Origin of the sequence: Agrobacterium sp. CMT1 (assembly GCF_037203725.1) — a bacterium.
GTDB classification, from domain to species: Bacteria; Pseudomonadota; Alphaproteobacteria; order Rhizobiales; family Rhizobiaceae; genus Agrobacterium; species Agrobacterium pusense.
On sequence record NZ_JBBCAR010000002.1, the window covers coordinates 40,751 to 64,921 of the forward strand.

Annotated in this window: 30 protein-coding genes; 19 read left to right on the plus strand and 11 right to left on the minus strand. The window is 59.2% G+C overall.

Annotated elements, in window-relative coordinates; translation table 11 throughout:
* Nucleotides 1-247 precede the first annotated feature (247 nt).
* The 10 genes from fliF to WA845_RS02880 all read right to left on the minus strand — a co-directional run bounded on the left by fliF (nt 248) and on the right by WA845_RS02880 (nt 9,895).
* On the minus strand, nt 248-1,930 hold the full coding sequence (gene fliF, locus WA845_RS02835; protein ID WP_004439882.1) for a flagellar basal-body MS-ring/collar protein FliF: 1,683 nt from the start codon (nt 1,928-1,930) through the stop codon (nt 248-250).
* A 128-nt stretch (nt 1,931-2,058) separates the two neighbouring features.
* Complete coding sequence (gene cheT, locus WA845_RS02840) at nt 2,059-2,442, minus strand: chemotaxis protein CheT (protein WP_004439880.1); 384 nt, start codon at nt 2,440-2,442, stop codon at nt 2,059-2,061.
* A gap of 13 nt (nt 2,443-2,455) precedes the next feature.
* On the minus strand, nt 2,456-3,001 hold the full coding sequence (gene cheD / locus WA845_RS02845) for a chemoreceptor glutamine deamidase CheD (protein ID WP_004439878.1): 546 nt from the start codon (nt 2,999-3,001) through the stop codon (nt 2,456-2,458).
* Nucleotides 2,998-3,387: a chemotaxis response regulator CheY2 gene (gene cheY2 / locus WA845_RS02850; protein WP_003503467.1), complete on the minus strand. Its 390-nt coding sequence runs from the start codon at nt 3,385-3,387 to the stop codon at nt 2,998-3,000. Before cheY2 ends, cheD begins: the two co-directional genes overlap by 4 nt.
* The gene (cheB, locus tag WA845_RS02855) at nt 3,387-4,442 is read right to left on the minus strand and encodes a protein-glutamate O-methylesterase CheB (RefSeq protein WP_004439876.1); all 1,056 of its coding nucleotides are present in this window, start codon (nt 4,440-4,442) and stop codon (nt 3,387-3,389) included. The genes cheY2 and cheB overlap by 1 nt, the downstream gene beginning before the upstream one ends.
* On the minus strand, nt 4,439-5,347 hold the full coding sequence (gene cheR, locus WA845_RS02860; RefSeq protein WP_045532841.1) for a protein-glutamate O-methyltransferase CheR: 909 nt from the start codon (nt 5,345-5,347) through the stop codon (nt 4,439-4,441). Before cheR ends, cheB begins: the two co-directional genes overlap by 4 nt.
* Nucleotides 5,348-5,360: 13 nt before the next feature.
* Nucleotides 5,361-7,622 (minus strand): chemotaxis protein CheA, encoded by a 2,262-nt coding sequence (locus WA845_RS02865; protein ID WP_035206775.1) that lies wholly within the window; start codon nt 7,620-7,622, stop codon nt 5,361-5,363.
* A 16-nt stretch (nt 7,623-7,638) separates the two neighbouring features.
* Nucleotides 7,639-8,004, minus strand: coding sequence for a chemotaxis response regulator CheY1 (gene cheY1 / locus WA845_RS02870; RefSeq protein ID WP_004439870.1), 366 nt, complete (start codon nt 8,002-8,004; stop codon nt 7,639-7,641).
* Nucleotides 8,001-8,300 carry an STAS domain-containing protein gene (locus WA845_RS02875; RefSeq protein ID WP_113380923.1) on the minus strand — a complete coding sequence of 100 codons (300 nt, stop codon included), beginning with the start codon at nt 8,298-8,300 and terminating at the stop codon, nt 8,001-8,003. Before WA845_RS02875 ends, cheY1 begins: the two co-directional genes overlap by 4 nt.
* On the minus strand, nt 8,300-9,895 hold the full coding sequence (locus WA845_RS02880; RefSeq protein WP_286079949.1) for a globin-coupled sensor protein: 1,596 nt from the start codon (nt 9,893-9,895) through the stop codon (nt 8,300-8,302). Before WA845_RS02880 ends, WA845_RS02875 begins: the two co-directional genes overlap by 1 nt.
* A gap of 93 nt (nt 9,896-9,988) precedes the next feature.
* Here WA845_RS02880 and WA845_RS02885 point away from each other — a divergent pair, with 93 nt between their 5' ends.
* From WA845_RS02885 to mnhG, 8 genes are all read left to right on the plus strand, one after another.
* Nucleotides 9,989-10,330, plus strand: coding sequence for a hypothetical protein (locus WA845_RS02885; RefSeq protein ID WP_162749555.1), 342 nt, complete (start codon nt 9,989-9,991; stop codon nt 10,328-10,330).
* Nucleotides 10,331-10,409: 79 nt separating this feature from the next.
* Nucleotides 10,410-10,787 (plus strand): hypothetical protein, encoded by a 378-nt coding sequence (locus WA845_RS02890; RefSeq protein ID WP_112555888.1) that lies wholly within the window; start codon nt 10,410-10,412, stop codon nt 10,785-10,787.
* A gap of 105 nt (nt 10,788-10,892) precedes the next feature.
* Nucleotides 10,893-13,811: a monovalent cation/H+ antiporter subunit A gene (locus WA845_RS02895; RefSeq protein ID WP_072493963.1), complete on the plus strand. Its 2,919-nt coding sequence runs from the start codon at nt 10,893-10,895 to the stop codon at nt 13,809-13,811.
* Entirely contained in the window at nt 13,811-14,146 is a 336-nt protein-coding gene (locus WA845_RS02900) for a Na+/H+ antiporter subunit C (protein WP_003514993.1), read from the plus strand. The genes WA845_RS02895 and WA845_RS02900 overlap by 1 nt, the downstream gene beginning before the upstream one ends.
* The gene (locus WA845_RS02905) at nt 14,143-15,789 is read left to right on the plus strand and encodes a monovalent cation/H+ antiporter subunit D (protein WP_162719252.1); all 1,647 of its coding nucleotides are present in this window, start codon (nt 14,143-14,145) and stop codon (nt 15,787-15,789) included. Before WA845_RS02900 ends, WA845_RS02905 begins: the two co-directional genes overlap by 4 nt.
* On the plus strand, nt 15,786-16,274 hold the full coding sequence (locus tag WA845_RS02910) for a Na+/H+ antiporter subunit E (RefSeq protein WP_004439853.1): 489 nt from the start codon (nt 15,786-15,788) through the stop codon (nt 16,272-16,274). Before WA845_RS02905 ends, WA845_RS02910 begins: the two co-directional genes overlap by 4 nt.
* Nucleotides 16,271-16,552, plus strand: a complete 282-nt coding sequence (locus WA845_RS02915; RefSeq protein WP_004439850.1) for a K+/H+ antiporter subunit F — start codon at nt 16,271-16,273, stop codon at nt 16,550-16,552. The genes WA845_RS02910 and WA845_RS02915 overlap by 4 nt, the downstream gene beginning before the upstream one ends.
* Complete coding sequence (mnhG, locus tag WA845_RS02920; protein ID WP_004439848.1) at nt 16,549-16,893, plus strand: monovalent cation/H(+) antiporter subunit G; 345 nt, start codon at nt 16,549-16,551, stop codon at nt 16,891-16,893. The genes WA845_RS02915 and mnhG overlap by 4 nt, the downstream gene beginning before the upstream one ends.
* Before the next feature lie 4 nt (nt 16,894-16,897).
* On the opposite strand, the gene WA845_RS02925 is transcribed toward mnhG, so the two are convergent.
* Nucleotides 16,898-17,488 carry an alpha-ketoglutarate-dependent dioxygenase AlkB gene (locus tag WA845_RS02925; protein ID WP_112555890.1) on the minus strand — a complete coding sequence of 197 codons (591 nt, stop codon included), beginning with the start codon at nt 17,486-17,488 and terminating at the stop codon, nt 16,898-16,900.
* Nucleotides 17,489-18,070: 582 nt separating this feature from the next.
* Here WA845_RS02925 and WA845_RS02930 point away from each other — a divergent pair.
* The 11 genes from WA845_RS02930 (at nt 18,071) to WA845_RS02980 (ending at nt 24,114) form a co-directional block, all read left to right on the plus strand.
* Complete coding sequence (locus tag WA845_RS02930) at nt 18,071-18,364, plus strand: hypothetical protein (RefSeq protein ID WP_337322171.1); 294 nt, start codon at nt 18,071-18,073, stop codon at nt 18,362-18,364.
* 149 nt (nt 18,365-18,513) lie between these two features.
* Nucleotides 18,514-19,086, plus strand: a complete 573-nt coding sequence (locus WA845_RS02935) for a hypothetical protein (RefSeq protein WP_337322172.1) — start codon at nt 18,514-18,516, stop codon at nt 19,084-19,086.
* Nucleotides 19,087-19,148: 62 nt separating this feature from the next.
* Nucleotides 19,149-19,535, plus strand: coding sequence for a hypothetical protein (locus tag WA845_RS02940; protein ID WP_337322173.1), 387 nt, complete (start codon nt 19,149-19,151; stop codon nt 19,533-19,535).
* Nucleotides 19,536-19,676: 141 nt separating this feature from the next.
* Nucleotides 19,677-20,156 carry a hypothetical protein gene (locus WA845_RS02945; protein WP_337322174.1) on the plus strand — a complete coding sequence of 160 codons (480 nt, stop codon included), beginning with the start codon at nt 19,677-19,679 and terminating at the stop codon, nt 20,154-20,156.
* A 52-nt stretch (nt 20,157-20,208) separates the two neighbouring features.
* Nucleotides 20,209-20,553, plus strand: coding sequence for a hypothetical protein (locus WA845_RS02950; RefSeq protein WP_337322175.1), 345 nt, complete (start codon nt 20,209-20,211; stop codon nt 20,551-20,553).
* Entirely contained in the window at nt 20,550-21,071 is a 522-nt protein-coding gene (locus WA845_RS02955; RefSeq protein ID WP_337322176.1) for a hypothetical protein, read from the plus strand. The genes WA845_RS02950 and WA845_RS02955 overlap by 4 nt, the downstream gene beginning before the upstream one ends.
* Entirely contained in the window at nt 21,068-22,039 is a 972-nt protein-coding gene (locus WA845_RS02960) for a head maturation protease, ClpP-related (RefSeq protein WP_337322177.1), read from the plus strand. The genes WA845_RS02955 and WA845_RS02960 overlap by 4 nt, the downstream gene beginning before the upstream one ends.
* Before the next feature lie 31 nt (nt 22,040-22,070).
* Nucleotides 22,071-22,442 carry a head decoration protein gene (locus WA845_RS02965; RefSeq protein WP_337322178.1) on the plus strand — a complete coding sequence of 124 codons (372 nt, stop codon included), beginning with the start codon at nt 22,071-22,073 and terminating at the stop codon, nt 22,440-22,442.
* Between the two features lie 4 nt (nt 22,443-22,446).
* Complete coding sequence (locus tag WA845_RS02970) at nt 22,447-23,490, plus strand: major capsid protein (protein WP_337322179.1); 1,044 nt, start codon at nt 22,447-22,449, stop codon at nt 23,488-23,490.
* Between the two features lie 160 nt (nt 23,491-23,650).
* The gene (locus tag WA845_RS02975; RefSeq protein WP_337322180.1) at nt 23,651-23,842 is read left to right on the plus strand and encodes a hypothetical protein; all 192 of its coding nucleotides are present in this window, start codon (nt 23,651-23,653) and stop codon (nt 23,840-23,842) included.
* On the plus strand, nt 23,842-24,114 hold the full coding sequence (locus WA845_RS02980; protein ID WP_337322181.1) for a phage tail assembly protein: 273 nt from the start codon (nt 23,842-23,844) through the stop codon (nt 24,112-24,114). The genes WA845_RS02975 and WA845_RS02980 overlap by 1 nt, the downstream gene beginning before the upstream one ends.
* Nucleotides 24,115-24,171: the final 57 nt, after the last annotated feature.

Here is a 24,171-nt window from a genome sequence, read left to right on the forward strand (position 1 = left end):
CTGGGATTTGCCATTACCTGACACCAGCCTTTCCACGTATTTCACCGTTCGTCTATTGCTAAAAAAACATACTGAAAAGCTGTTCAATCCATAAACGGCATTCTCAGCCAATTCCCAGCAAACTGTATCGTTGCTGAATTTTTTGTAAACACTGTCCTAAAACGAGATTGCCACGATGCGTCCGCCAAGGATAGCGAAAAGCCCAAAAACGGAAAAAAGGCCGGGTAAAACTCCGGCCTTTTCGATATTACGCTGCTTTTTCCACTGCCCACTTGCGCAGTATCTTGGCGGCTCTTTCCTCGCTGATTTCCACCATGCGAGAGAGCCTGCGTTCGGGCCCTTCGCGTACCCGGCGGTTGAAGGTGCCTTCGCCATCGCCGCCCGCCAGAAGATCGTCGGTGCTGTCGAAGCCGAAATCCGCCCCGAACCCTTCCATGAGGCCGCCCGCGCCCGCATCCATGCCCGGAGAGAAGTCCGGCAGTTCGAGACCGGCGGCTTCCTGGCTGAGTTGGCCTGCGGCCGCGCCATTGCCGGTAACCGTGCGGACCAGCGGGCGTACACCGAGCCAGACGACAAGGAAGGCGACCGCGACAAAGGCGAGGGAATTGATGATGCCGGCGGAATTGCGGCTCAGCACTTCCATGACACCCGGTCCGCTGGCGGCCTCGTCAAGCAATTGGGTTTCGAGGAAATCCATTGCAGTCAGGGTGACCATATCGCCACGGTCGGACGAAATGCCGGCGGCGGAGGTGACGATCTTCTGCATTTCGGCGAGGTAGGCGTCGATCTTGGCCTGATCGGCGGGTTCACCGACCATCTTTGCGATACGCCCCTTGTTGACGACCACCGCGACGGAAATCTTTTCGACCGTATAGCCGTTCTTCACCGTGGCGACCGTCTTGGAGTTGATCTCGTAGTTGGTCTGTTCTTCTTTCTTCGCCGATTCGTCCGACGATTGCGGCGTGCTGCCGCCGCCCTGAGGTGCGGCCTGCGGAACATTCTGCTCCACGGTCGCGGCCGTGTCGGGCTGCGTTTCCTGCGACTTCTGGTCTTCTTTCACGGTCCGCACCGACCGTTCGACACGCGATTCCGGATCGTAGACGGTTTCCTGAATCTGGCGGCTGTCGGTATTGAGCTGCGCCGTCACGCTCGAGCGGAAATTGTCCATGCCGAGGAAGGGCGCCAGCGCCTTGTCGATATTGGTCTCGATTTCCTGCTGAACGTTCTGCGCCAGCGTCAGCGAACGGTTCATGGCGGCATTGGTGACGTCGTCACCGGACGCCAGAAGCTGACCCGTGGAATCGAGCAGGGTCACATCGTCGACTTCAAGGCCGGGAACGGCCGAGGCAACGAGGTGACGAATGGAAGCGGAGGCCTTGCGGCCGGCGGAGGCGCTCGCACGGATCATGACAGATGCGGTGGGCTTCTGTTCGCCGCGGCGGAAATTGCCGACGTCAGGCATGACGATATGCACGCGTGCGGCTGCGATGCCATCGATTTGCTGGATGGAGCGGCCGATCTCACCCTCAAGGGCGCGAACGCGCGTCACTTCCTGCATGAAGGAGGTCAGGCCTAGAGAACCGACATTGTCGAAAAGTTCATAACCGGCATTGGCGCTGTCGGGCAGGCCACGTTCAGCCAGAAGCAGCCGCGCCTTGCTGGTAAGCCCGACCGGGACCTGAAGGCTGGAACCATCGGTCCCCACCTGAAAGTCGAGACCCGACTCGGCGAGCGCAATGCTGATCTTGTTGAGGTCGCTCTTTTCAAGCCCCACATAAAGGGTCTCGTAAGCGGGACGGTTCACATAAAGCGCTGCAGCGAGGATAATGGCCATGGACACAACGCCCACGCCGCCCAACATCAGCAGCCGCGTCTGCCCCAGCGCCGCGACATTCTTCAAGACCTGAGGGATTTGATTTAACAGATTCATTCTGTTCCGCACCGTCATTCATAGAGTCCGAGACCTTTTGGCCCCGTGATGACAATAGGGTGCGAAGCTTGCGCGAGCGTTGCCTTTCTCCGCATTCTGCGAAGAGGCAGGCGCCGCTGGAAACAGCGCTAGAAGAGGTCGAAGTCGCCGGAGGCCTTGTCGAGCGGCTGGGAATGGCCGTGGCGGAAGGCCGCGCCGAGCGCCTTCTGCATTTCAGCAAGCTTGACGAGGCTGAGCGCGGTGGAGACATCCACGATCCAGTCGCCCGGGATGGAGCCGGTGATGGTGTCTATGAACTCGGCCAGGCCACGCGTCTTCTGGACCGCAAGGTCGATGCCCTGCAGCAGCTTGACGCCTTCGCTCGACAATTGGCCGCTGGTCACTTCAAGCAATTGCGGCTCGATGCGCTCGATGAGATAGGCGACATCGTGCAGTTCCGATACCACACGCATCAGAACATCCGGCAGGGCTTCTTCGAACGGAGTGGTGGCGGTGTGCTCTGCAAGCTGCATTGGAAACTCCGTACTAGAAAAATTCGATATCGTTGGCGACGGGTTTGGGCGCCGGCACCGGACGCGTTTCCATGGCCACCGTCTTCTGTGTTTCCGCGCCGCTGAGCGGATGCTGGCGGGCGCGGCCCGAGACCGGCCAGAATTCGATCTTGCGGCCATGTTCCCCGCCCGTGGAGGAGCTTATGACTGGAATGCCTTCATCCTTGAGAAACTTCATGGCGAATATGGCATTCTGCTCACCGACATTGGAGAAGCTGGCGATCGTCTTCGCGCCGCCGAAAATCTTGGCCTCCAGCCGGTCACGACGGGCGCCCTGCTTCAGCAGGCCGTTGATCAGAAGTTCCATGAGATGCACGCCATAACGCGTCGCATCTCCGCCGGTCACGCTACCGGTTCCCGGCAGCAGGAAGTGGTTCATTCCTCCAACGCCGGAAACGGGGTCTCTCAGACAGGCAGCCACGCACGAACCGAGTATCGTCGTCAGCACCACATCGGGATCGCTGACGACCTTATACTCGCCCTGAATGATATGTACGCGCTTGGCTGCAGCTTCAATCATTTCAGCGATCCGAAAACCGCTTCGATGGCAGCGCGCATCTTGTCGATGGTGAAGGGCTTGGCCAGCACGTTGTTGGCGCCGAGCTGGGCAGCCTTCTGCACCAGCGCGCGGTCGCCCTGCGCGGTGAGAATGATGAAGGCGGCCTTCTTGGTGGTCGGGTTGGCCCGCACGGCGTGCAGGAAACCGAGGCCATCCATCTTCGGCATGTTGAAATCGGAGATGACGAGATGATGGGGCTGCTGCTCCATGATCTTCATTCCCTGCTCGCCGTCACCTGCGGCGGTGATCTGCTTGAAGCCGAGCTGTGTCAGCGCATCGCTGAGGAGCAGCCGGCTGGTCACCTGATCGTCAACGATCAGAACTTTGATCTTTTCTGCGAGAGACATTAGTCAGCACCTTCTTTGCGGGCAGTGGTTAGTTTGAGGATTTCTTCGCCGATGGAGCCCAGCGGCAATTGCTGTTCAACCGCGCCTAACTCGTAGGCCACACGGGGCATGCCATAGACGACACAGGTTTTTTCGTTCTGGCCGACGGTACGCGCACCGGCATGGCGCATTTTCAGAAGTCCGGCGGCACCATCGCGCCCCATGCCGGTCAGGATGACGCCGACGGCGTTGCGTCCGGCAAGTTCGGCTACAGAGTCGAACAACACATCGACGGAGGGCCGATGGCCGTTGACGGGATCGCGCTCCACGAGCCGGCAGCAGGGCGCCGAACGATTGGCGATCTGCAGGTGACGCTCGCCGCCCGGCGCGAGGTAGATCTTGCCGGTCTGCAGGCGGGCGCCATCCGTCGCCTCTTCCACCACGGGAGCGCAGATGCGGTTCAGCCGTTCTGCGAAGCTCTTCGTGAAGGTGGGCGGCATATGCTGGGTAATTACGGTCGGCGGGCAATTGGCGGGGAATTTCTGCAGCACCGCGATCAACGCTTCGACACCCCCCGTGGACGAACCGATGGCCACGACCTTGCGCCCCGCCCGATATTCGCTGACCGGAACCGGCTGCGGCGCGGCTGCGGCTTCCGGCCGCGCCGCGCGGTAAGCAGCGTGTTGGGAGCGCGCGGCAGCCTTCACCTTGTCAGCCAGATCGCCGAAGGGGCGCGCATCGCCTGGTGCCGGCTTGCCGACACAGTCGAAGGCGCCGATTTCGAGTGCCGCGAGCGAGGCGTCCGCCCCGCGATGTGTCAGCGACGAGACCATGATGACCGGCATGGGCCGCAGGCGCATGATCTTTTCGAGAAACTCCAGCCCGTTCATTTCCGGCATCTCGATGTCGAGTGTCACGACATCGGGATTGAGCTGCTTGATGGCTGCACGCGCTTCCATGGCGTTGCCGGCCTGCCCGACGACCTCGACCTCCGGATCGGCCTTGAGAACAGCCGAAATCAGGCCGCGCATGGTCGGACTATCATCGACGACGAGTACCCGTGCGAGTGCGCTCATGCCTTCCTCCCCGAAGCGTGACCGATGTAGCGATAGGTGGTGATACCCGTATTATCGAACAGGTTCTTGGCGTCACCGGAGACACGTTCGGAATGACCGATATAAAGATGACCACCTTCCGGCAGCAGGCCTGCAAAACGCGACCAGATGCGCATCTGCGTCGGCTCGTCGAAATAGATGACGACGTTGCGGCAGAAGATGACGTCGAAATTGCCCTTGAAGGGCCATTGCGTCATCAGGTTCAATTCATTGAAGGTGATGAGGCGCTTGACCTTGTCGTCGATCTGGAACTTGCGGCGGCCGCCAGCATCCACTTCCGTGAACCATTGCTTGCGCATGGCGGGAGACACGGTTTCGAGCGCATTATCGTCATAGACCCCGGCACGGGCCTGCGCCAATATTTTCGGGTCGATATCCGTTGCCAGGATTTTGAAGTCGTAATCGGCTGCATTCGGAAACATGGCGAGCACGGTGAGCGCTATGGAATAGGGCTCCTGTCCGTCGGAGCAAGCGGCGGACCAGATGCGAACACGCCCGCCGCTCTTAGCCCTTGCAACGAGGCCAGGAAGTACCTCATCACGCAAATGTTCGAAATGATGGTTTTCGCGGAAGAAGCGGGTGAAATTCGTGGTCAGGTGCGACAGCATTTCGCGCCGCGCCTGCGCGCCATCTGGAGATGACACCAGAACGCAATATTCACGAAAGCCCGAAAGGCCGAGATTGCGGATGTGTTTCGACAGGCGGGAGTAAACCAGCGACGCCTTGGTGTCGTTGAGATAGATGCCCGCATCGGCATAGATCATCGCCGCGATTTCCGAGAGGTCACGTCTCGTCAGCGGGTATTCACCGCTGGCAAGAACGTCATCCGGAGACTGGCGCTGGTCGTTGAAATTAAGTGCTGCCATGAATGATCCGCTTTCAACCCGCCGCCGCGAGCGACATTTCCTGCTTCAAGGGCTGTCCGCGCGAGGCGCTGACGATGGCATCGACATCCAGAATGAGAGCGACGCGCCCGTCGCCGAGAATCGTTGCGGCGGCAATGCCCGGAACATGGGTATAGTTGGCCTCCAACGACTTGATGACAACCTGGCGCTGACCCTGGATCGCATCGACCATCAGGGCACGCTGGCCGCCGCCTTCCGATTCCACCAAAAGAGCGACGCCTTCGACCGGATCGGCCTGCGTCGGGCGGAAATTCAGCACGCGGCCGACATCCACCAGCGGGCAGAAGGAGTTGCGGATGGAGATCAGCCGCTGGTTCGCACCGAACGAGTGAATGTTCTTCGCTTCCGGCTGCAGGGTTTCCACGATCGCGGTCAACGGCACCACCAGTGTCTGGCCGGCAACCGTCACCACCATGCCGTCGAGAACGGCAAGCGTCAGCGGCAGGCTCATGGTGAAGGTGGAGCCTTGGCCGGGGCGCGAGGAGATGTTGATGCGACCGCCGAGCGCCTGAATGGAGCGCTTGACCACGTCCATGCCCACACCGCGGCCGGAAATGTCGGAAATCTTGTCGGCGGTCGAGAAGCCGGGGGCGAAGATGAGATTGTCGATCTCTTCATCCGTCAGGTTCGCATCGGCAGCGATGAGATCGTTGTCGATCGCCTTCTGGCGCACGCGCTCGCGATTGATGCCGGCACCGTCGTCCTGAAGCTCGATAAGGATGCGGCCGGAGCGGTGTTTGGCCGAAAGCTTGATAGTGCCTTCCGGGTTCTTTCCAGCGGCTTCGCGCTTTTCGGGCGTTTCGATGCCATGATCAACGGCGTTGCGGATCATATGCGTCAGCGGTTCGGCCAGCTTGTCGATGACCGTCTTGTCGACTTCGGTGTTCTCACCTTCGGTGACAAGACGGATCTGCTTACCGATCATGTCGGCGACTTCGCGAACGATACGCGACATGCGCTGGAACACCGGTTTTACCGGCTGCGCACGGATCGCCATGACGCTGTCCTGGATTTCGCGCGTCAGCTGCTGCAGCTCGTCGAGACCCATATTGACGGCTGACGTACCGCTCGCATCGTTTTCGATGACGCTCTGCGACAGCATCGCCTGATTGATGACGAGCTCGCCGACGAGATTGATCAGGCGATCGACACGGTCGAGATCGACGCGAATGGTCTGGCCGGCACTTGCATTGGCAGCGGCATTGGCGTTTGCCTGCGCTGCGGCAGGTGCTGCCGCAGCTTCACGCTTTTCGATGGCGGCATTGACGCTCTGGGCGATCTGCGTCGTTGCGACGGCCGTTTCGACAGCTGCCGCAACATAAGACGCTTCCGCCGTGGCGACTTCAACAACGGGCTGCTCTTCCGCGCCGCTATCAAGCGCCGAAAGGTCGAACGGCACGGGGATCATCGGGAGTTCTTCCTCGTCGGCAGCGGCCTCCGAAAGAACTGGCGTGATTTCGAGATCGCAATCCCATTCGGCAAATTCGAAGACGCTGCGGATACCTTCTTCACCCTTGTCGGTCGTGATCGAAACCGTCCAGGAGAGATAGGATGCTTCAGGATCGAGTTTGTCGAGCGAAGGCAGCTCGGACATGTCGCAATTGATGCTCATCTCCCCAATGCGGGAAAGATCGCGCAGCAGAAGTGCCGCCTCGTTGCCCTTTGAATAAAGCGATGCATGCGGCTTGAAGGTGATCTGGAAGGATGGCGCTTCCATCAGCGGCGTGGTTTCGTCGGCAAAGTCCGTGAAGGAGAAGGGGATCGGCTCGAAGCCGCTCTCATCCGTCGGTTTGGCCTTCACGGGTTCCGGCGCCTTTACTGCGACGGGAGCGGGCGCGGATGCCGGAACGGCTTCGCCGTTTGCCAGCGCCTCCAGTTCCTTCACGAGGCCACGGGTGCGGCTTTCATCGACGCTGCCACCGTCTCTTGCGGCATTGGTGAGGTCTGCCAGCACGTCGGCAGAGCGCAGCATGACTTTGAGAACATCCTGCGTCGGTTCCAGCTTATTGGAACGCACGCAGTCGAGGGTCGTTTCAAAGACGTGCGCAAAGGCCACGAGATCATCGAGACCGAAGGCACCTGCTCCGCCCTTGATAGAATGAACGGCACGGAAAACGGCGTTGACGGTTTCCGGATCACGGTCGCCGTCATTCAATTTAAGAAGCCCCGATTCCAGTTCGGCGAGCTGCTCCTCGCATTCCTGGAAAAAGATTTCCTTGATTTCGTTCATATCCATCGTGAAATGTCCCGTATCAGGCGGTTACGCGCTCAATGGCATCGATGAGTTTGGCAGGGTCGAACGGCTTGACGATCCAGCCCGTCGCACCGGCCTGGCGGGCGCGGTTCTTCTTCTCTGCATCGCTTTCGGTCGTCAGAACGAGGATAGGGATCGCACGGTACTTTTCGTTGCGACGAACACCCTCTATGAAACCGAAACCGTCGAGACGGGGCATGTTGATGTCAGTCACGATGACGTCGGGGTTGCTCTGCTCGAGCACTTCGAGGCCCTCGACGCCGTCTTCGGCCTGAATGGTTTCGAAACCGGCATTGTTGAGCGTGACCAGGAGCATGTTCCTGATCGTCCGGGAATCATCCACGGTAAGAACTTTTTTCTTCACTTTTGCATCTCCTTCAGGAGCAAATGATCGATATCGACGCCTATCAGTTTCATGGTCCTGTCGAATGCATCGGACACGCTGGCAAAGCCGAAGCGTTTGCCGTCCTCTTCCCAGGATTTGGCGCCGGCCATGAGGACCTGCGCACAAAGGGCGCCGATACGTTCCACCTCTGACGCATCCACCGACAGCGGTGCTCCCCGCAACGTCATCAGCTTGCCGTGCAGGGCCGATGCTTCGTTGAGGTCCAGCACCGGTGACAGTTTCAGCGTCGCCTCAGCTGCTTTTCTGGCTGCCATTACATGACTCCCTGACGTCTGAATTGTTGGTAATCCTGGCGGTAATCCGTGCGGCTATCCTCACGGGCCATAAATGATGATTGCTGCCGATCCGCACCGATGGCGGCAGCGAAATGTTCCTGGCGGGCAATACGAAATTCGCGCACGGTGCGGCCGAGTTCCAGAATGACGGTTTGAAGCGTGTCGGCCTCGGAGGCGCTCGCGCTGATATCGACGGCATTGCGGTCCGCCTGCCGTTGCTGCCCGCCAATATCGGCGGCAACAGATTGCAGTTCACCGGCCTGCTCGGCCGTAAGCCGCGAGACTTCAGCGATCATGTCGTTGATGCCCGAGACCTGCCGGACGACGCCGCCGATTGCGTCCTGTGTGCGGTTGACCATGCGGACGCCGCCCTCGACCTGGGTCTTCGTGGTTCCGACAAGGCTCTTGATCTCCCTTGCGGCATCTGCAGACCGCTGGGCGAGCGCCCGGACTTCCTGTGCGACGACAGCGAACCCACGACCGCTTTCACCCGCACGCGCCGCCTCGATGCCGGCATTGAGCGCGAGAAGGTTGGTCTGAAAAGCGATCTCGTCAATCGTACCGATGATCCTGCCGATCTGTTCGGCGGATTGTTCGATGTCCGACATGGCGTCGATCGCCTCGCCGATCGCACGGCCACTTTCGACCGCCGCGTCGCGGGCGCTCGAAACCGCCTTTTCCGTCGCCGCAATGCGAGCGCCGTTTTCGGCAACGTTCCCGATCAGTGCCTGAATCGCATGCGAGGTTTCGGCAAGGGCTTCGGCCTGCTGGCGTGAACGCTCGGCAATGGAACGGCCGATATCGGCAAAACGTCCGCTCAAGGCCTCCGCCTCGCCGACGCTGTTATGGGCCGCCGTCAACGACGCGCCTATGGTTTCAAGGGCCGTGTTGAATGTTGTCGCGACATCCCGATAGGCGTCTGGAACGTCACCGTCTATCCGTGCGTGCAAATCGCCTGCCGCAAAAGCTTTCAACGCGACGCCGAAGAGGTTTGCCGCTTCAGCCCGGTCATTGTCGCGTTGTTCCTGAAGTTCGCGGCCATGACGCAGGCGTAGTTCATTAAAGCGCAGCGAGACCGCTATCTCGGTATCGACCATCACGAGGCGAACGACATTCTTTACCGCTTCGGCGAGCTCACGGCTCTTCTTGCGGCTACCCGGCAGGATGGATCGGGGTGCGTGTTCCGCCACCAGTCCACCAACGAGGTGCTCCAGAACGACGGCGTGGCTGGCGATTTGCCAGCGCGGATCGAGACCCATGCGGCTGGCATTGTCGGAAAGCACCTTCACCCGCTCGGCATAGAGCGCATCGAAACGTGCATCCGTCAAAACGCTCCAGTGCGACGATTGCAGATCGTGCAGGCGTTCGAGCTGGTTTTCGCTGTCGAAGGACGGGGAACAGTCCGGCATGGACTGGAAACGGGTCATCACATCGCGCAGGCCGGCCTTGACGTAAGGCTCCAGCATGCCGCGATAGCTGCGCAGGAAGTCGGATTGCGTCTCATCGAGGCCGGCAAAACGCAACCGCCCCGCCAGGCTTCCGCCTGCCGATCTGCGCGCTTGATCTGATGGCAAGTCCTGCCCCAACCGACGTCCCCAACAACATGACGGCCGGTGACACCCGGCCAATTTGCCAAGGTTCAGAACGCCAGCACCCTGAGGGGATTTTTGAACGAACACACCCATCGCGGACGATGCGGCATCGACGCTTGCCAGACCTTCTTGAACCAAGAAACGAAATACCGGATCGGCACCGGTACGGCAGTGCGGCGTCATGCCTGGAAGGGGAGAGACCCCATTCCGCCGTGGAAATACCACCAATCTTTATGGTTAATTCCTTGCTTGAAAGTTAAGAAACGCGGCGTTGCGGGTCAAACGGTAAAATTTGTAAAGTCTTTTAACGGCCCCTGCCCCGACTTTGCCGCAAATGAGCAAAAACAAAAAGGAATCGAGCGCTTCGGGCGGTTTTTCCGGCCTCTGTGCTGGACAAGCGCGGGTGGCTTCCCCTAAAACAAATCAACGGGATATTCGCGCAGCGGTGATGCTTTAAAGAGACGTTTTCGATCAAGGAGATGCCAACTTGCAATGGATGGAGAAAGGCCGCAGTTCAAGGCGCCATCCGCAAGTGCTGATCGGTCTCGTGGTCGCCAGCCTTCTTCTCATGATCGGCTTCCAGGCGCCTTCGGGTATCAAGCCGCTTTCCAAGACCAGCCGCCTCGAACGCATGCAGACCGTCGATCTTGGCCGCTCCCTTTCGCTTCGCGACAAGGATTGCGACAACGGCGGTGATTTCGGTTGCCGGTCAGGCAATGCGGCCCCGGGTATTGGTCACGACGCGTTTTCCTTAACCGCCGTCAGTGTTGACCTTGAGGCAAAGGCGCGGCTCGTTGCTGTTGCCGTCGCGCCACAAGCGTCCCGAGACTTTGCCAGCGTGGTACCACGCGCGCCTCCGCATCTTATGTACTAGTCATTCCGGCGGTCATCATCATTGGATTCATTGGAATCCTGAGGGATTGGAGTCGTCGGAAATCCGCCGCAAGCTCCCATTCCAGAGAGAAAACCGCTGCCGCATATGACACTTGCAACCATTCTTCCTTTTATTGTCGCATTGCCCTTCGTCGGCGCACTCCTGACGGCGTTCATGCCGCGCGAGGGTGCTGCTGCAGCTCCCGCTTCCGTTGCGGGGGCAGTTGCCCTTTTCGGTCTGGTCAGCAGTATTTTCCTTTATACCAGCGTCAGCGGGGGCGCCGTTCTTAAATACGACGTGGAATGGCTGCCGCAGCTCGGTTTGAACTTCACACTGCGGCTCGACGGATTTGCCTGGATCTTCTCGATGCTGATTACCGGCATCGGCCTGCTGGTGGTGCTTTACGCCCGCTACTACATGTCGACTGAAGACCCCATACCGCGCTTCTTCGCCTTTCTTCTCGCCTTCATGGGTTCGATGCTCGGCGTCGTTCTATCCGGCAACGTCATTCTGCTGTCCATCTTCTGGGAAATGACGAGCATCTTCTCATTCCTTCTGATCGGCTACTGGCACCAGAATGCCGGCGCCCGCGACGGCGCTCGCATGGCGCTGACAGTGACGGGGATTGGTGGCTTCAGCTTGCTGGCGGGTCTGCTGATCCTCGGTCACATGGCCGGCAGCTACGATCTCGACAGGATCATCGAGGCCGGCGCTGCCATTCGCGCGCATCCGCTTTATGTGCCTGCGCTCATTCTTATTCTCGGCGGCGCTCTGACAAAGAGCGCGCAGTTTCCCTTTCACTTCTGGCTGCCCAATGCCATGGCGGCACCAACACCCGTTTCCGCCTATCTCCACTCGGCTACCATGGTGAAAGCGGGTGTTTTCCTGCTGGCAAGGTTCTGGCCGGTGCTTGCGGGCACGCCGGAATGGTTCTGGCTGGTCGGCGCGGCCGGCGTCATAACTCTGCTGCTCGGTGCCTACTTTGCCATGTTCCAGCAGGATCTGAAGGGATTGCTGGCCTATTCCACCATCAGCCATCTCGGGCTCATCACCACGCTGTTAAGCCTTGGCAGCCCGCTCGCTGCGGTGGCGGCCATCTTTCACATGGTCAACCATGCCACCTTCAAGGCCTCGCTCTTCATGGCGGCCGGCATCATCGACCATGAGACCGGAACACGTGACATGCGGCGGCTGAGCGGGCTCTATACCTATATGCCGGCAACGGCGACACTCGCCATGGCGGCAAGTGCGGCCATGGCCGGGGTTCCTCTGTTCAACGGGTTCCTCTCCAAGGAAATGTTCTTTGCCGAGGCCGTCGAAACCCATGCCGACTCGCTTCTCGACCGGGCGCTGCCCTATGTGGCAACATTATCCGGCGCATTTGCCGTCGCCTATTCGCTGCGCTTCATTCACACGGTGTTCTTTGGCCCCAAGCCAGTCGATCTGCCAAACCCCAATCCGCACGAGCCGCCGCGTTGGATGCGGTTTCCGATCGAATTCCTCGTCTTCGCCTGCCTGATCGTCGGCATCGTTCCGAGCCTTTCCATCGGCCCGTTCCTGCATACGGCCGTGCTTTCCGTTCTCGGCGCACAGACACCCGTGTACAGCCTGTCGATCTGGCACGGTTTCAATCTGCCGCTGATCATGAGTATCGCGGCGCTGATCGGCGGGGTAACGATCTACGTCTTGCTCGGCGGTTATTTCTCGCGCTGCGATGACGGTCCGCCGATCTTCCGGCATTTGCGGGGTCAGCGCATCTTCGAGCGCATTCTCGTCACCGTGTCCTGGAAGTGGGCGCGGTGGCTGGAAAGCACGCTCGGCACCCGGCGCCTGCAGCCGCAGCTGAGGCTTCTTATCCTCGTGGCGCTTCTTGCCGGTTTCTCGCCGCTCTTCCTTTCGGAATTCGCTCTGTCGCTGCCGCGGGTAACAACCTTCGATCCGATCTTCGCCATTCTGTGGTTGATCGGTATGATTGCGGCCATGGGTGCTGCCTGGCAGGCGAAATATCATCGCCTTGCAGCCCTTGTCATGCTTGGCGTTTCGGGGCTCGTCACCTGCCTCACCTTCATCTGGCTTTCCGCACCGGATCTGGCGATTACCCAGCTTTTGGTGGAAATCGTCACCACCGTTCTCATCCTGCTCGGCCTCAGGTGGTTGCCGAAACGCTTCGAAAAAGTGGACAGCAGCGATGAGTTGCCGGCGCAGCTTCGCCGTGCCCGCGATTTCCTGCTGGCCGCCGCCAGCGGCATTGGAATGTCCGTCATCGCCTATGCCGTGATGACGCTGCCAGTGCCGAATGCCATTGCGACCTATTTCCTCGAACGCGCTTACAGCGAAGGCGGCGGCACCAATGTGGTCAACGTCATCCTGGTCGATTTCCGTGGCTTCGACACCTTCGGCGAAATCGCGGTTCTGGCCATCGTGGCGCTCACCGTCTTCGCGCTGCTTCGCCGTTTCCGTCCCGCCCATGAAAGCATCGGACTTCCGGAACAGCAGCAGATGCAGAACGCCTTCGATGCGGAGCGCCCGGATCGCAGCAAGGGCGATACCGTTCGCGACTATCTCTACGTGCCATCCATCGTGATGCAGTGGATGTTCCCCGTCATCATCACCTTTTCCATTTTCCTCTTCATGCGCGGCCACGATATGCCGGGCGGCGGTTTTGCGGCCGGTATCACCATGGCGATCGCCTTCCTTCTGCAATATCTCGCCGGCGGGGCGCGCTGGGCCGAGGACCGCATCCGTATCCTGCCGCTGCGCTGGATGGGCTTTGGCCTCTTGATGGCGGCGGCGACGGGTATCGGCTCGTGGTACTTCGGCTACCCGTTCTTGACCTCTTATTTCCAGTATACGGAGATACCCTATATCGGCAAAATGCCGACGGCTTCCGCCCTGCTGTTCGATCTCGGCGTCTTTTCGCTGGTCGTCGGCTCCACCGTTCTTATCCTGATAGCACTGGCACACCAATCGTTGCGCAACTACCGCGTTCGCACGCCTGACGCCGCAAAAGCGGAGGACGTGTAATGGAACTCATTCTTTCAATCGGCATCGGCATCATGACTGGCTCCGGCGTATGGCTCATCCTGCGCCCGCGCACCTATCAGGTCATCGTCGGGCTTTCGCTTTTGTCCTATGCCGTGAACCTGTTCATCTTCGGCGTCGGCGGCATCAAGACCAACGCACCCCCGGTGCTGGTGAACGGCGTCGACAGTTCGACGCTTGCCGACCCGGTGCCGCAGGCGCTGGTGCTGACCGCCATCGTCATCGGCTTTGCCACGACAGCGCTTTTCCTCGTCGTGCTGCTCGCAGCGCGCGGCCTCACCGGCACTGACCATGTGGACGGGAGGGAGTCGAAATGATGTCGTTCCCCTTCCACATCGTCATCGCACCCATCCTGTTGCCGCTCATTACCGCCGCGCTGCTGCTGTTTTTTGACGAGCGCCAGCGTGTGGCCAAAGCCGCGATCAGCTTCACCTCCACGGTGCTGCTGCTGGTGGTTGCGATTCTGCTGTTCCGCGAGGTGAACTCAACCGTTAATACCGAGATCGCTGCTGTGGTTTCGAGCGGCGTCTATCTCCTCGGCAACTGGCCGGCACCCTTCGGCATCGTGCTCGTCGCCGACCGCCTGTCGGGCCTGATGGTCCTGTTGACCGCATTGCTCGCCATTCCCTCGCTCATCTATTCGATGGCGAAATGGCACAAGGCGGGCGCCCATTTCCATTCGCTGTTCCAGATGATGCTGATGGGCGTCAACGGCGCGTTCCTGACCGGCGACCTCTTCAACCTTTTCGTATTCTTCGAAGTGATGCTGGCGGCATCTTACGGGCTGCTGCTGCATGGCTCCGGCCAGCAACGCGTCAAGGCAGGGCTGCATTATATCGCCATCAACCTCGTTGCCGCCTTGTTTTTCCTGATTGGCGTCAGTCTGATCTATGGCGTGACGGGCACGCTGAACATGGGTGATCTCGCCCACCGGATAGAGGGGCTGACCCCCGACCAGCGCATGCTGCTGGAAACCGGCTCGGCCATCCTCGGCATCGCGTTTCTGGTCAAGGCCGGCATGTGGCCGCTGAATTTCTGGCTGCCCTCCGCCTATGGTGCGGCATCTGCACCGGTCGGCGGGCTATTCGCGATCATGAGCAAGGTCGGCATTTATGTCATTGCCCGCCTCTCCTTCCTGCTGTTCGGGCAGACGGCCGGGGAATCGGCCGGTTTCGGCCACGATGCGCTGCTGGTCGGCGGCATCGCCACCATCATCTTCGGTGCCATCGGGGTTCTGGCGTCGCAGGCGCTGGGACGGCTTGCCGGCTTTTCGGTTCTGGTTTCATCGGGAACGCTGCTTGCAGCCATGGGTACCGGCAATCCCACGGTGGCGGCCGGCGCACTTTATTACCTTGTCAGCTCCACCCTCACCATCAGTGCCTTCTTCATGCTCATCGAACTTGTCGAGCGCGGGCAGGATGCGGGCGCAAACGTTCTTGCCGTAACCATGGAGGCTTATGGCGAAGGCGAGGAAGAAGACGAGGAAGAGGAAATCGGCGTGACCATGCCTGCCACCATGGCCGTGCTGGGCGCATGCTTTGCCGCCTGCGGCATCCTGCTCGCCGGCCTGCCGCCGCTTTCCGGCTTCATTGCCAAATTCTCGATGCTATCGGCCATTCTCAATCCGTCCGGTCTCGGCGCCAATGACAGCATCTCCACCCTGTCATGGTGGATCGTCTTCCTGATCGTCTTTTCCGGCTTCGCTTCACTGATCTCGATGACCCGTGCCGGCATCCGTACTTTCTGGGCCTCCATCGAAGGCACCGTGCCGCGCGTGCTCGTCATCGAAATCGCACCCATTATGCTGCTTCTCGGCCTGACACTCGCCATGACCGTTCAGGCGGGGCCGGTGATGCGTTACATGCAGGAAACAGCGCGCATCCTCGATCTGCCCGCGAGCTATATCCAGGGCGTCATTTCCGCGCCACGGGCGGGCGGCAATCCGGAGGCAGAGCCATGATGAACCGTGTCCTGCCCTACCCGCTACTGACCGTTTCCCTGATCTTCTTCTGGATGACGATCAACAGTTTCTCGCCGGGGCATCTGCTGCTCGGAACTGCGGTGGCGCTCATCGCTTCCTGGGCGATGGCGTCGCTGAGGCCGGCAAAACCCCGCATCCGCAACTGGCATCGGCTGGTGCAGCTGATCCTTATCGTGCTTTACGATATCGTCAGGTCCAATCTCTCGGTCGCGAAGATCATTCTGTTCAGGCGCGAAAGGGACCGCAAATCGGGTTTTCTGGCCGTGCCGCTCGATATACGCGATCCCATGGCGCTGGCCGTTCTGGCGACAATCCTCACCTCGACGCCGGGAAGCGCCTGGCTTGAATATAATTCCAGTCAGGGCACGCTCCTGCTCCACGTCCTCGACGACGTGGACGAGGCCGCGTGGATAAGCCTCATCAAGAACCGATATGAAAAACTGCTGATGGAGATATTCGAATGAGTTCGATTATCCTTTTCTGGTCCTTTTCGCTGGCGCAGCTGATGCTGGCCATTGCCATGACGATTTCGGTCTATCGCATCGCCATTGGCCCGCGCGCGCAGGACCGGGTGCTCGGCATGGATACGCTCTATGTCAACGCCATGCTGCTACTGCTGACCTTCGGCCTGCGCACCGGCAACGATATCTATTTCGAGGCATCGCTGCTGATCGCCATCCTGGGCTTCGTGTCCACCGTCGCCCTTTCCAAATTCCTGATGCGCGGGGAGGTCATAGAATGAGCAACGCCGCAGAATTTCCGCTCTGGGCCGCCATCGCCGTGGCTTTCTTCGTCCTCCTCGGCGCCTCCCTGACGCTGATCGGCACTATCGGCTTTGCCAAGCTCAACAGCTTCTATGAACGCCTGCATGCGCCCACACTCGGCACCAGCTGGGGGACCGGCGGCATCGTCATGGCCTCCATCATCTATTTCTCCGTCTCCGGCGGCCGCTTCGCTTTCCACGAAATCTTCATCGGCATTTTCATGACGGTGACGACGCCGGTTTCCCTGATGCTGCTGGGGCGGGCCGCGCTTTATCGGGACCGGGCGGAGCAGAATTCGGATAACCGGGAGCATTTGTAATTGCTTAGGTGCGCGTTGAAGCAATGACTTTACGAAAAGTCAGGGAAATCCTCCTGCTTCGAACGGTCTTCACCCCGTTCACAATATCCGATTTGCGAGCCGGAATTTCGTGAGTCCAATGATAACGCCCGGAGTCCATGAGCAGGACACCTGAGCGGGGCTGAAGCACAACGCCACATGTGCCGGATCCGCGCAAATCGCGGAAAACCATCTCGCAAGCGGATAGAAGGCTTATCGACACGATTGTATCGTCGAAACAGGGGACACAATCGACATGCGCGCTGATCCCCTGCCCTGGAAAGTATTCGTTCGCGATAACCTGATCAGGCAAGTTCTCGCAGTGGCCGTTCCTCACTAATCTTCTGGCGAACACGCCCAGCCATGGCGGCAAAGGCCCGAGATAGGCATCCGGCGCAACTGCGCGGGCTTTATAGTCATACCGATAACCGAAATGCTGCACACGACGCTTCAGTTCCGTGCTCCACCCACCGGCATCCAATATGGTTGCGGTGGCAGCTTCCTCTTGCGGCGAAAGGAAGTCACCGAAATATATGACGCCGGGCGGTAAAGAAGATGGAATTACAGTATGATCCATTTGCGGGCTGGCCTCCCTTTACGATGAAAAACGTATGTTACAACCTCGTCATTCTCATCTAGCGCAGAGGTGCCGTCATCTTTCGTTTTATGTGTGCGTATCCCGGATAGTCGGAAACTGAAACGGGTACGCAACCGGTCTAGCAAAACTACTGCGTTCAGCAGCCCCATCCATATCAAAGGCTCCATCGTAGGGAGAACTGTTTACGACAGTAATTGCAACTTTGCCGGAGCTCAAAAGATGGGCTGCGGCACTCCCAAGAAAACGGCGATCAATTTTGTTGTCACGAGCATTTCACGCCGAACGGTCACAGGAATGGCAAATCGCCAAGCTGGGCAAAAAATCCATTAAGCAGGGGTTAAGAATCTGCCAAGCATCTGATAGTTTTGGGATAATGTTAGCGGACGAAATACACTCACCCAAAAAACGTATTTACGAGGTTTTTCGCCTACCCGCCCACGAGGCAAATGTTTATTGCCATTATGGCTATCGTTGAATCCCACAAGATTAGGTCGGATCGGTACGAACACGCACCTATATAAATTTATCAATCTGGAGATTTAATGGTGCCCGGAGGCGGATTTGAACCACCGACACGCGGATTTTCAAGCCGCGCCTGTCGAGCCGAAAACAGCACCTTATGCCGAAATTTTTGTCAAACCCGCTATCGAAAGTCAAGCACTTAGCGGGAACTTGTCAAACACTTTGGACACCGTCCAAGCCCGCGTAAGAGAGGCTGCGCTGTGGCTTAGCCTCAACCCAATGACGTTACATCCGGTCGTAACGATCCGTCGTCGTTTTGCCTTGACGGTCATGGAGGCGGCGGACGCCGCGAAGCTTGCTCGTTCCCTTTCCAAGCCGGGGGCAGGCGAATGACGAATTATCAGCCCTCCGCCGCGCTCCTTCGCACACGCATCGTTTGCCGCTCCCCTCGCGCCAACGATGATTACTTTGCAACAGGCGCGGGAACGAAGCCCGCGTCTAAGGTCTACGAGAAACAGGCATCGGCCCGCGCGGCTGACCGCGTGGTGCAGCAGGCGCGCCGCAAGCGCGTGACCAGCGAAGAACGTTCCAAAGAAATACAGCGCCGCCGGAAATGGGCGAGCGGTGGCAACATGCCACCCGAAATCCGCGCCTGCTACTCTGAGGCCGAACGCGCCGCGCTCGCTGTCATTGCAGATCGTTGCCGCAAGAAAGGCTTCTGCGACCTTTGCCTTGACGAAATCGCCCGCGTGGCTGGTGTCGGTCGGACTTCGGTACAAAACGCCATCCGCAAGGCGCGCTCGAAGGGCTTGGAGCATATCTCGGTTCGCGAGCGTCCGCAGACCTTCGGCAAGAACCTTACGAACATCATCAAGATCATTTCGAAGTCGTGGGGCAGCTGGATCATCCGGGCGATAGGGTTCAAAGGTTTGAACACTTCAGTGAGTAAGGTAAAAACCTCTCTCTTCGAGACTGCCGAAAAGGAGAAAACGGCTTTTGAGAGGGGGTATGCGGCTTCCGCTCGAAATCCCTCAAATCGGCCTGACCAACGGCAACCGCAGCCGGGCATGAACCGCACGGGCTGGTGGCGAGCTTCCACCGCATCGCATGGCTAGAGGCTGGACCGATGGCCGACCTCGATAGGAATACAATCACGAAACTGCGGAAGCTCTTGCCCATGCTGGCCAGTGACCATGCTGGCGAGGTTGTCGCGACCGTGGCCGCGATCATGCGAACGCTGGAAAGCGGTGGCGCTTGCCTGCACGATCTGGTGGCTCTGATCGACAAGCCGCCGCGCGTTGTCGAGAGGGTAGTTTATCGGGAGCGGGAACCAGGGCCGCAGGCAGGACCGGCCCGCTCGCCTGTCTCTGCGGCCTACATCATTGAGGCCGGGCGCAAGTTGCTCGATGCCGCTTTCCTTCATGACCGTGAACGCACTTTTGTGGGGAACATGGTAGGCCGCGCCGAACTACACGGCGATCACTTCACCATGACCGTCAAGCAACTCGTCTGGTTTCGTGAACTGGAAACCCGTCATCGCGAAATGGAGGCCGCTCATGTGTGACCACCTCCCCCATTTAGGGACCGTATCCCGGAATAAATCAACATACGGGACCGGGGTACTGCGGGATTTCACTAGTTGCACTTCTCGAAAGCGGTACACGGATACACGCACGATACACGCACGGTTGCACGGATGGGAACAATGACCAAACCCTGCAATGACCCTGTTGTGACGTTGCGACTACTGGGACAGGTGACACGCTACCTGGCCTCTGGACAAAAGCTTCCCTACCACCTCGAAATCTTCTTGATCCAAGGCCTGACGCCTTTCGTGGAGACAGCTGGAGAAGTTTCGCTCGATCAGTCTTTCGGTACGCGCCGCCATGGGGGCATCACCACCAGCAATGCTGCGAGAAACGCACGCCGTGACGACATGCTGCGCCGGTTACGCGACCAGCATATTGAGTGGTGCGACCTTCCCGCCAGTGTCGCAAGCCGCCGCATGCGCCGCTCCTTCGAAACCTATGAGGCGGGACGCTGGAAGCGCGACCGCAATGCCATTGCCGCGCCGTCCACCGAACCGGCGGCGACCTTCTGGCGCGTCCTCAACAGCGGCACGCGCATGCCGCAAACCGACCGCCTGCGGCAAATCCTCGAACAAGGAATTCAAGAGGGTCTTTGAATTCCTTGTGCCGTCATCGACCTTGCGAACAACAACAGGGAAATCACTGCATATGACCATCGACCCCAACCGCCTGACGGTTTTGCGCACAGCATGCGCCCGCGAAGATGCGGCGTTGGAACATGCCCGCGCCGCGCTGCACGCCGACATGGACGTCGCCAACGAGTTCCGCCGCCAGATTTTGGCAGAACAGCGCCGTGTGAAACCAGATCGCACTGACGCCCGCGGCCTGATCGAAGAGCTTCAGGAAAAGCAGGCCGAATTGAACAAGCGCATCGAAGACAAAGAAGGCGAAATCGAAATCCTTCAGGAGCGCGCTCACGCCGCAAAGAAGCTGCGCAAGACCTGCGAAGCCTATGCCGCCGCCCATGCACAACAGACCGGAGACGCCCGATGAGCACACCAAGCATCCAGCAGCTTTTGAAAGCTTCACGCTCCGGCGGAATGGCGCTCATGACGGCACTGGAAGAGATCCGCCAGCAGAATGTTGTTGCTCGCTACACGGTGACGAAAATCCTACAAGCGCCTGTCTCCCGCGATGTGGCCTTGGACCGTCTGGATAGCTGGCTGGCGTCGGTATCGTCGGCGTCCACCGTGAAGAATTTTGCGCTCCGCTTCATCGCAGCCGGCTATCGCGCGCCGGTTACGACCGTGCCGCCGGACGTGGTGGCTTCGGCCACGGTGACGGCGTTGCGTGACCAGATCAGCACGGCGATTTCCGAAAGTTACGGTTCCGCCACCAGCTATTCCGACGCCGAGCGCGCCAGCGAACTGGCGAAGGCGGAAAAGGCAGTCCTCGATCTTGAATTTGCCGAAGAGGCCATGATCCGCGCCGCCGAAAAAAGCGGTTTCGATGTCCTTCGCCGGATCGATGCCGATCCGCGCGCCGTCCTCACATCGGGAGAATTGCAGTGAGCACCATCATTGACAAAAACACAATCCGCCTAACCGGTTTTGTTGGCGGCGGTGAAGACTCTTTCGAAGACGGTTTTAACGCCACGGACGTTTTTTATGCGCTGGCGGGCTTTGCGGAAAACCAGGCCGTGACGGTTGCCATAAATTCGGGAGGCGGTGTCGCCACCGAAGGTGCCGCGATTTACGCGCTCCTGAAATCCCGCTCCGGTCGAGTCGATATCCTCGTTGAAGGCATTGCCGCTTCTGCCGCCTCGCTGATCGCCATGGCAGGCAAAAAAGTCACCATGGCGGCGGGTTCGGTGATGATGATCCACGATCCGAGCGGCTTCACCTTCGGCAATTCTCAGGACCATAACAAGACGATTGAGGCGTTGGAAGTGTTGGCAACGTCCTATGCCCGCGTCTACTCGGCCAAGTCGGGCAAGAGCGAAAGCGCCTGCCGCGAAATCATGAAGGACGAGACGTGGTTCACGCCGGAACAGGCGATTGAGGCCGGTTTTGCCGACGCGGAGAGTGGCAAGGCGGCGGCAATGGTCGCGGCCTTCGATTACAGCAAATTCCGCAAAGCGCCTGAAAAGCTGGTGGCGCTGGCGGCTTCTCAAAAATGGGGTGCCAGCAGCCCGCAAAGAGCCAAGGAAAAACCCATGCCGCAAAATGAAGCCGTCGCCGTGGCTACCCAGCGCCTTAAAGCCATTCTGAAATCCGACGAAGCGGAAGGCCGCACGTCTCTTGCCGAGCATCTGGCCTTCAACACCGAAATGAGTGCGGAAGACGCCGTTAAACTTATGCAGGTCTCGCCCCGCACGGTGGGAGGGTCGGAGACGCCGCAGCATGAACAAGAATACGTCCCGCCGCGCCGGATGATGAACGCGCAGGGCCTCAACAATACGGGCCTTGCACCCGGTCGCGAGCCTCCCAAGCGGGCCGATCTGACCGCCAACATGAAACGCCGCCACGGCATCAAGTAACCGCCGACCGGCAACCCTCTAAGGAAAGACCATGCAGAAAATCAGCTACAAAACGGAAAGTGATGTCGTCAAGGACGAGGGCAAAAATCGCTTTTCGCGCGACACCGACACGCTTGCCCAGTCGGGCAAGGTGATTTGCGGCGCGGTGTTGGGCAAAGTCACCAATACCGGCAAATTCAAGCAGCTCGACACTGCCGCCAATGACGGCACGCAGATCGCCGCCGCCATCATCTTGCAAAACGCCGACGCTAGCGCCGCTGATATCGAGGTTGTGACCCTCAAGCGCCGCGCGCAGGTGGTTTTGCAAAGCCTCACCTGGCCTGCCGGTATCACCGCCGCGCAGCAGAAAATCGCAATCGACCAGCTTGCCGCACTCGGCATTATCGCACGCAGGGGAGTATAATCCATTGACGACCGCTCTTGACTATCTGAACGCTCCAGAATTTGCCGACCAACGGCTGACCGACAGCATCAATATTCCGCCCTATGTGACCGGGCGTCCGGCGCAGCTTGGTATTTTCACCGATACGCCAATCCACACCACCTATGTGCGGCTTGGTGTTTCTGAACAGGAGCTGACCGTTATCCCGGCCCGCGAGCGCGGCGGCGAGTCAAATCTCAACATGCGCGGTGACAACAAAAACGCCATTTCTTTCGACATTCCGCATTTTCCGCTCGATGACGCCATTACGCCGGCCGATATCCAGAACCTTACCGTTTGGGGTGAGGGCGACGTGATCATGGCGAACCTTGAGGATGTTTATAATGATCGCCTTGCCGTTCTGCGCGCCAAGCACGATTTTACGCATTTTCATCTCGATTGGGGTGCGCTCAACGGTATCGTGTTGGACGGCGACGGGCGGCAGCTTCTGAACGTGTATGACAAATTCGACCTTGTGGAACACAGCGTCGAATACGATCTGGAAGCCGCGGCGACCCGCATTGCACCGCTCAACAGGCAGGTGAAAGCTTACGTTCGGCGCGAGTTGCGCGGAACGCCCGCAACCGGCCTTCGCGTCCTCGCCGGAGCGGATTTCTTCGACAAGTACGTTAATCATCCGAATGTGCTGGAAGAAATGCGCGCCTATAAGGGCGACACCGCCAATCCGGGGCGTGATGACATTCAGGATATCTTCGAGTTTGGCGGCCTGACGCTGGAGCGCATTGACGAGCAGTTCCATGTCCGTCAGTCGAACGGCACGCTTGTGGCGCGTGATGCTGTCCCTACCGATGAAGCTATTGTCGTCCCGCTCGGAACACCGTTCTTCAAACGCTATATCGCGCCGCCGGACACGATGAGCGGCGCAAACCGCAGCCCCGACCCTGAAACCAAGGTTTTCGTTTCCACCGAAGAACTGCCCCACGACAAGGGCCGCGAAATCCATACGGAATCGAACGTGCTGCCGCTCTGCACACGTCCGTCGCTTCTTGTCCGCCTCAAGATCAAATAAGCAGGCCGCGCCACCCTTTACCTAATTTTGGGCGCCAAGACATGAGGCCGACGGAGCTAGGCCAACAACGAAAAGCGAACCTCCCTGCGCCCAGATGCACGATGTCGGGTCAAGGTTCGCGAGGCTCTCTAATCTTTCTCCACTGCAGCGAAAGCTTTTTATGCCCGAAAAACAACTCTGCCCCGATCCGATTGACGAAATGACTGTGGGCGAAATGACCGACGAACACATTTGCTGTTTTCCCGGCCTAACCGGCTTGCGGGACCAGTTCTTGGAACTGCTGGCAACCACGGAAAAGAAACCCGGCATTACCGCCCACACCCTTAAAGCCATGATGAAAGGCGACGAATAATGAGCGTCAGATACACCCTTAAAACTCCCGTCAGCCACGGCGGCGAAACCTACACCGAACTGACCTTCCGTAAGCCCCGCACGGGCGATTTGCTGGTCATGGATGAATTCAAGGGTGACATGGGAAAAAGCCTTGCCATGCTTTCCTCCATAGCAGAGATCCCGCTGCCGGCTTTCCGCCAGATCGAGCTGGACGACTTCCACGAAATCGAGACGCTCGTGGCTCCGCTCTTGGGAAACTCCCGCAAAGCGCCGAATGGATCGACATCATAACCATCGTCGCTGCTGAAACGTCCACGCCTCTGCCTATGGTGGAGGCGTTTCCGCCAG

Excerpts from the sequence above, each read along its gene's own strand:
- WA845_RS02940 (WP_337322173.1), top strand. The coding sequence starts at position 19,149 with ATGCTGGCCAGTGACCATGCTGGCGAGGTTGTCGCGACCGTGGCCGCG.
- cheD (WP_004439878.1), bottom strand. The coding sequence starts at position 3,001 with ATGATTGAAGCTGCAGCCAAGCGCGTACATATCATTCAGGGCGAGTAT.
- mnhG (WP_004439848.1), top strand. The coding sequence starts at position 16,549 with ATGAGCAACGCCGCAGAATTTCCGCTCTGGGCCGCCATCGCCGTGGCT.
- WA845_RS02895 (WP_072493963.1), top strand. The coding sequence starts at position 10,893 with ATGACACTTGCAACCATTCTTCCTTTTATTGTCGCATTGCCCTTCGTC.
- WA845_RS02905 (WP_162719252.1), top strand. The coding sequence starts at position 14,143 with ATGATGTCGTTCCCCTTCCACATCGTCATCGCACCCATCCTGTTGCCG.
- WA845_RS02865 (WP_035206775.1), bottom strand. The coding sequence starts at position 7,622 with ATGGATATGAACGAAATCAAGGAAATCTTTTTCCAGGAATGCGAGGAG.
- WA845_RS02955 (WP_337322176.1), top strand. The coding sequence starts at position 20,550 with ATGAGCACACCAAGCATCCAGCAGCTTTTGAAAGCTTCACGCTCCGGC.
- fliF (WP_004439882.1), bottom strand. The coding sequence starts at position 1,930 with ATGAATCTGTTAAATCAAATCCCTCAGGTCTTGAAGAATGTCGCGGCG.
- WA845_RS02980 (WP_337322181.1), top strand. The coding sequence starts at position 23,842 with ATGAGCGTCAGATACACCCTTAAAACTCCCGTCAGCCACGGCGGCGAA.
- WA845_RS02910 (WP_004439853.1), top strand. The coding sequence starts at position 15,786 with ATGATGAACCGTGTCCTGCCCTACCCGCTACTGACCGTTTCCCTGATC.
- cheR (WP_045532841.1), bottom strand. The coding sequence starts at position 5,347 with ATGGCAGCACTTAATTTCAACGACCAGCGCCAGTCTCCGGATGACGTT.
- cheB (WP_004439876.1), bottom strand. The coding sequence starts at position 4,442 with ATGAGCGCACTCGCACGGGTACTCGTCGTCGATGATAGTCCGACCATG.
- WA845_RS02975 (WP_337322180.1), top strand. The coding sequence starts at position 23,651 with ATGCCCGAAAAACAACTCTGCCCCGATCCGATTGACGAAATGACTGTG.
- WA845_RS02915 (WP_004439850.1), top strand. The coding sequence starts at position 16,271 with ATGAGTTCGATTATCCTTTTCTGGTCCTTTTCGCTGGCGCAGCTGATG.
- WA845_RS02950 (WP_337322175.1), top strand. The coding sequence starts at position 20,209 with ATGACCATCGACCCCAACCGCCTGACGGTTTTGCGCACAGCATGCGCC.
- cheY2 (WP_003503467.1), bottom strand. The coding sequence starts at position 3,387 with ATGTCTCTCGCAGAAAAGATCAAAGTTCTGATCGTTGACGATCAGGTG.
- WA845_RS02945 (WP_337322174.1), top strand. The coding sequence starts at position 19,677 with ATGACCAAACCCTGCAATGACCCTGTTGTGACGTTGCGACTACTGGGA.
- cheT (WP_004439880.1), bottom strand. The coding sequence starts at position 2,442 with ATGCAGCTTGCAGAGCACACCGCCACCACTCCGTTCGAAGAAGCCCTG.
- WA845_RS02925 (WP_112555890.1), bottom strand. The coding sequence starts at position 17,488 with ATGGATCATACTGTAATTCCATCTTCTTTACCGCCCGGCGTCATATAT.
- WA845_RS02890 (WP_112555888.1), top strand. The coding sequence starts at position 10,410 with ATGGAGAAAGGCCGCAGTTCAAGGCGCCATCCGCAAGTGCTGATCGGT.
- WA845_RS02875 (WP_113380923.1), bottom strand. The coding sequence starts at position 8,300 with ATGGCAGCCAGAAAAGCAGCTGAGGCGACGCTGAAACTGTCACCGGTG.
- WA845_RS02965 (WP_337322178.1), top strand. The coding sequence starts at position 22,071 with ATGCAGAAAATCAGCTACAAAACGGAAAGTGATGTCGTCAAGGACGAG.
- WA845_RS02900 (WP_003514993.1), top strand. The coding sequence starts at position 13,811 with ATGGAACTCATTCTTTCAATCGGCATCGGCATCATGACTGGCTCCGGC.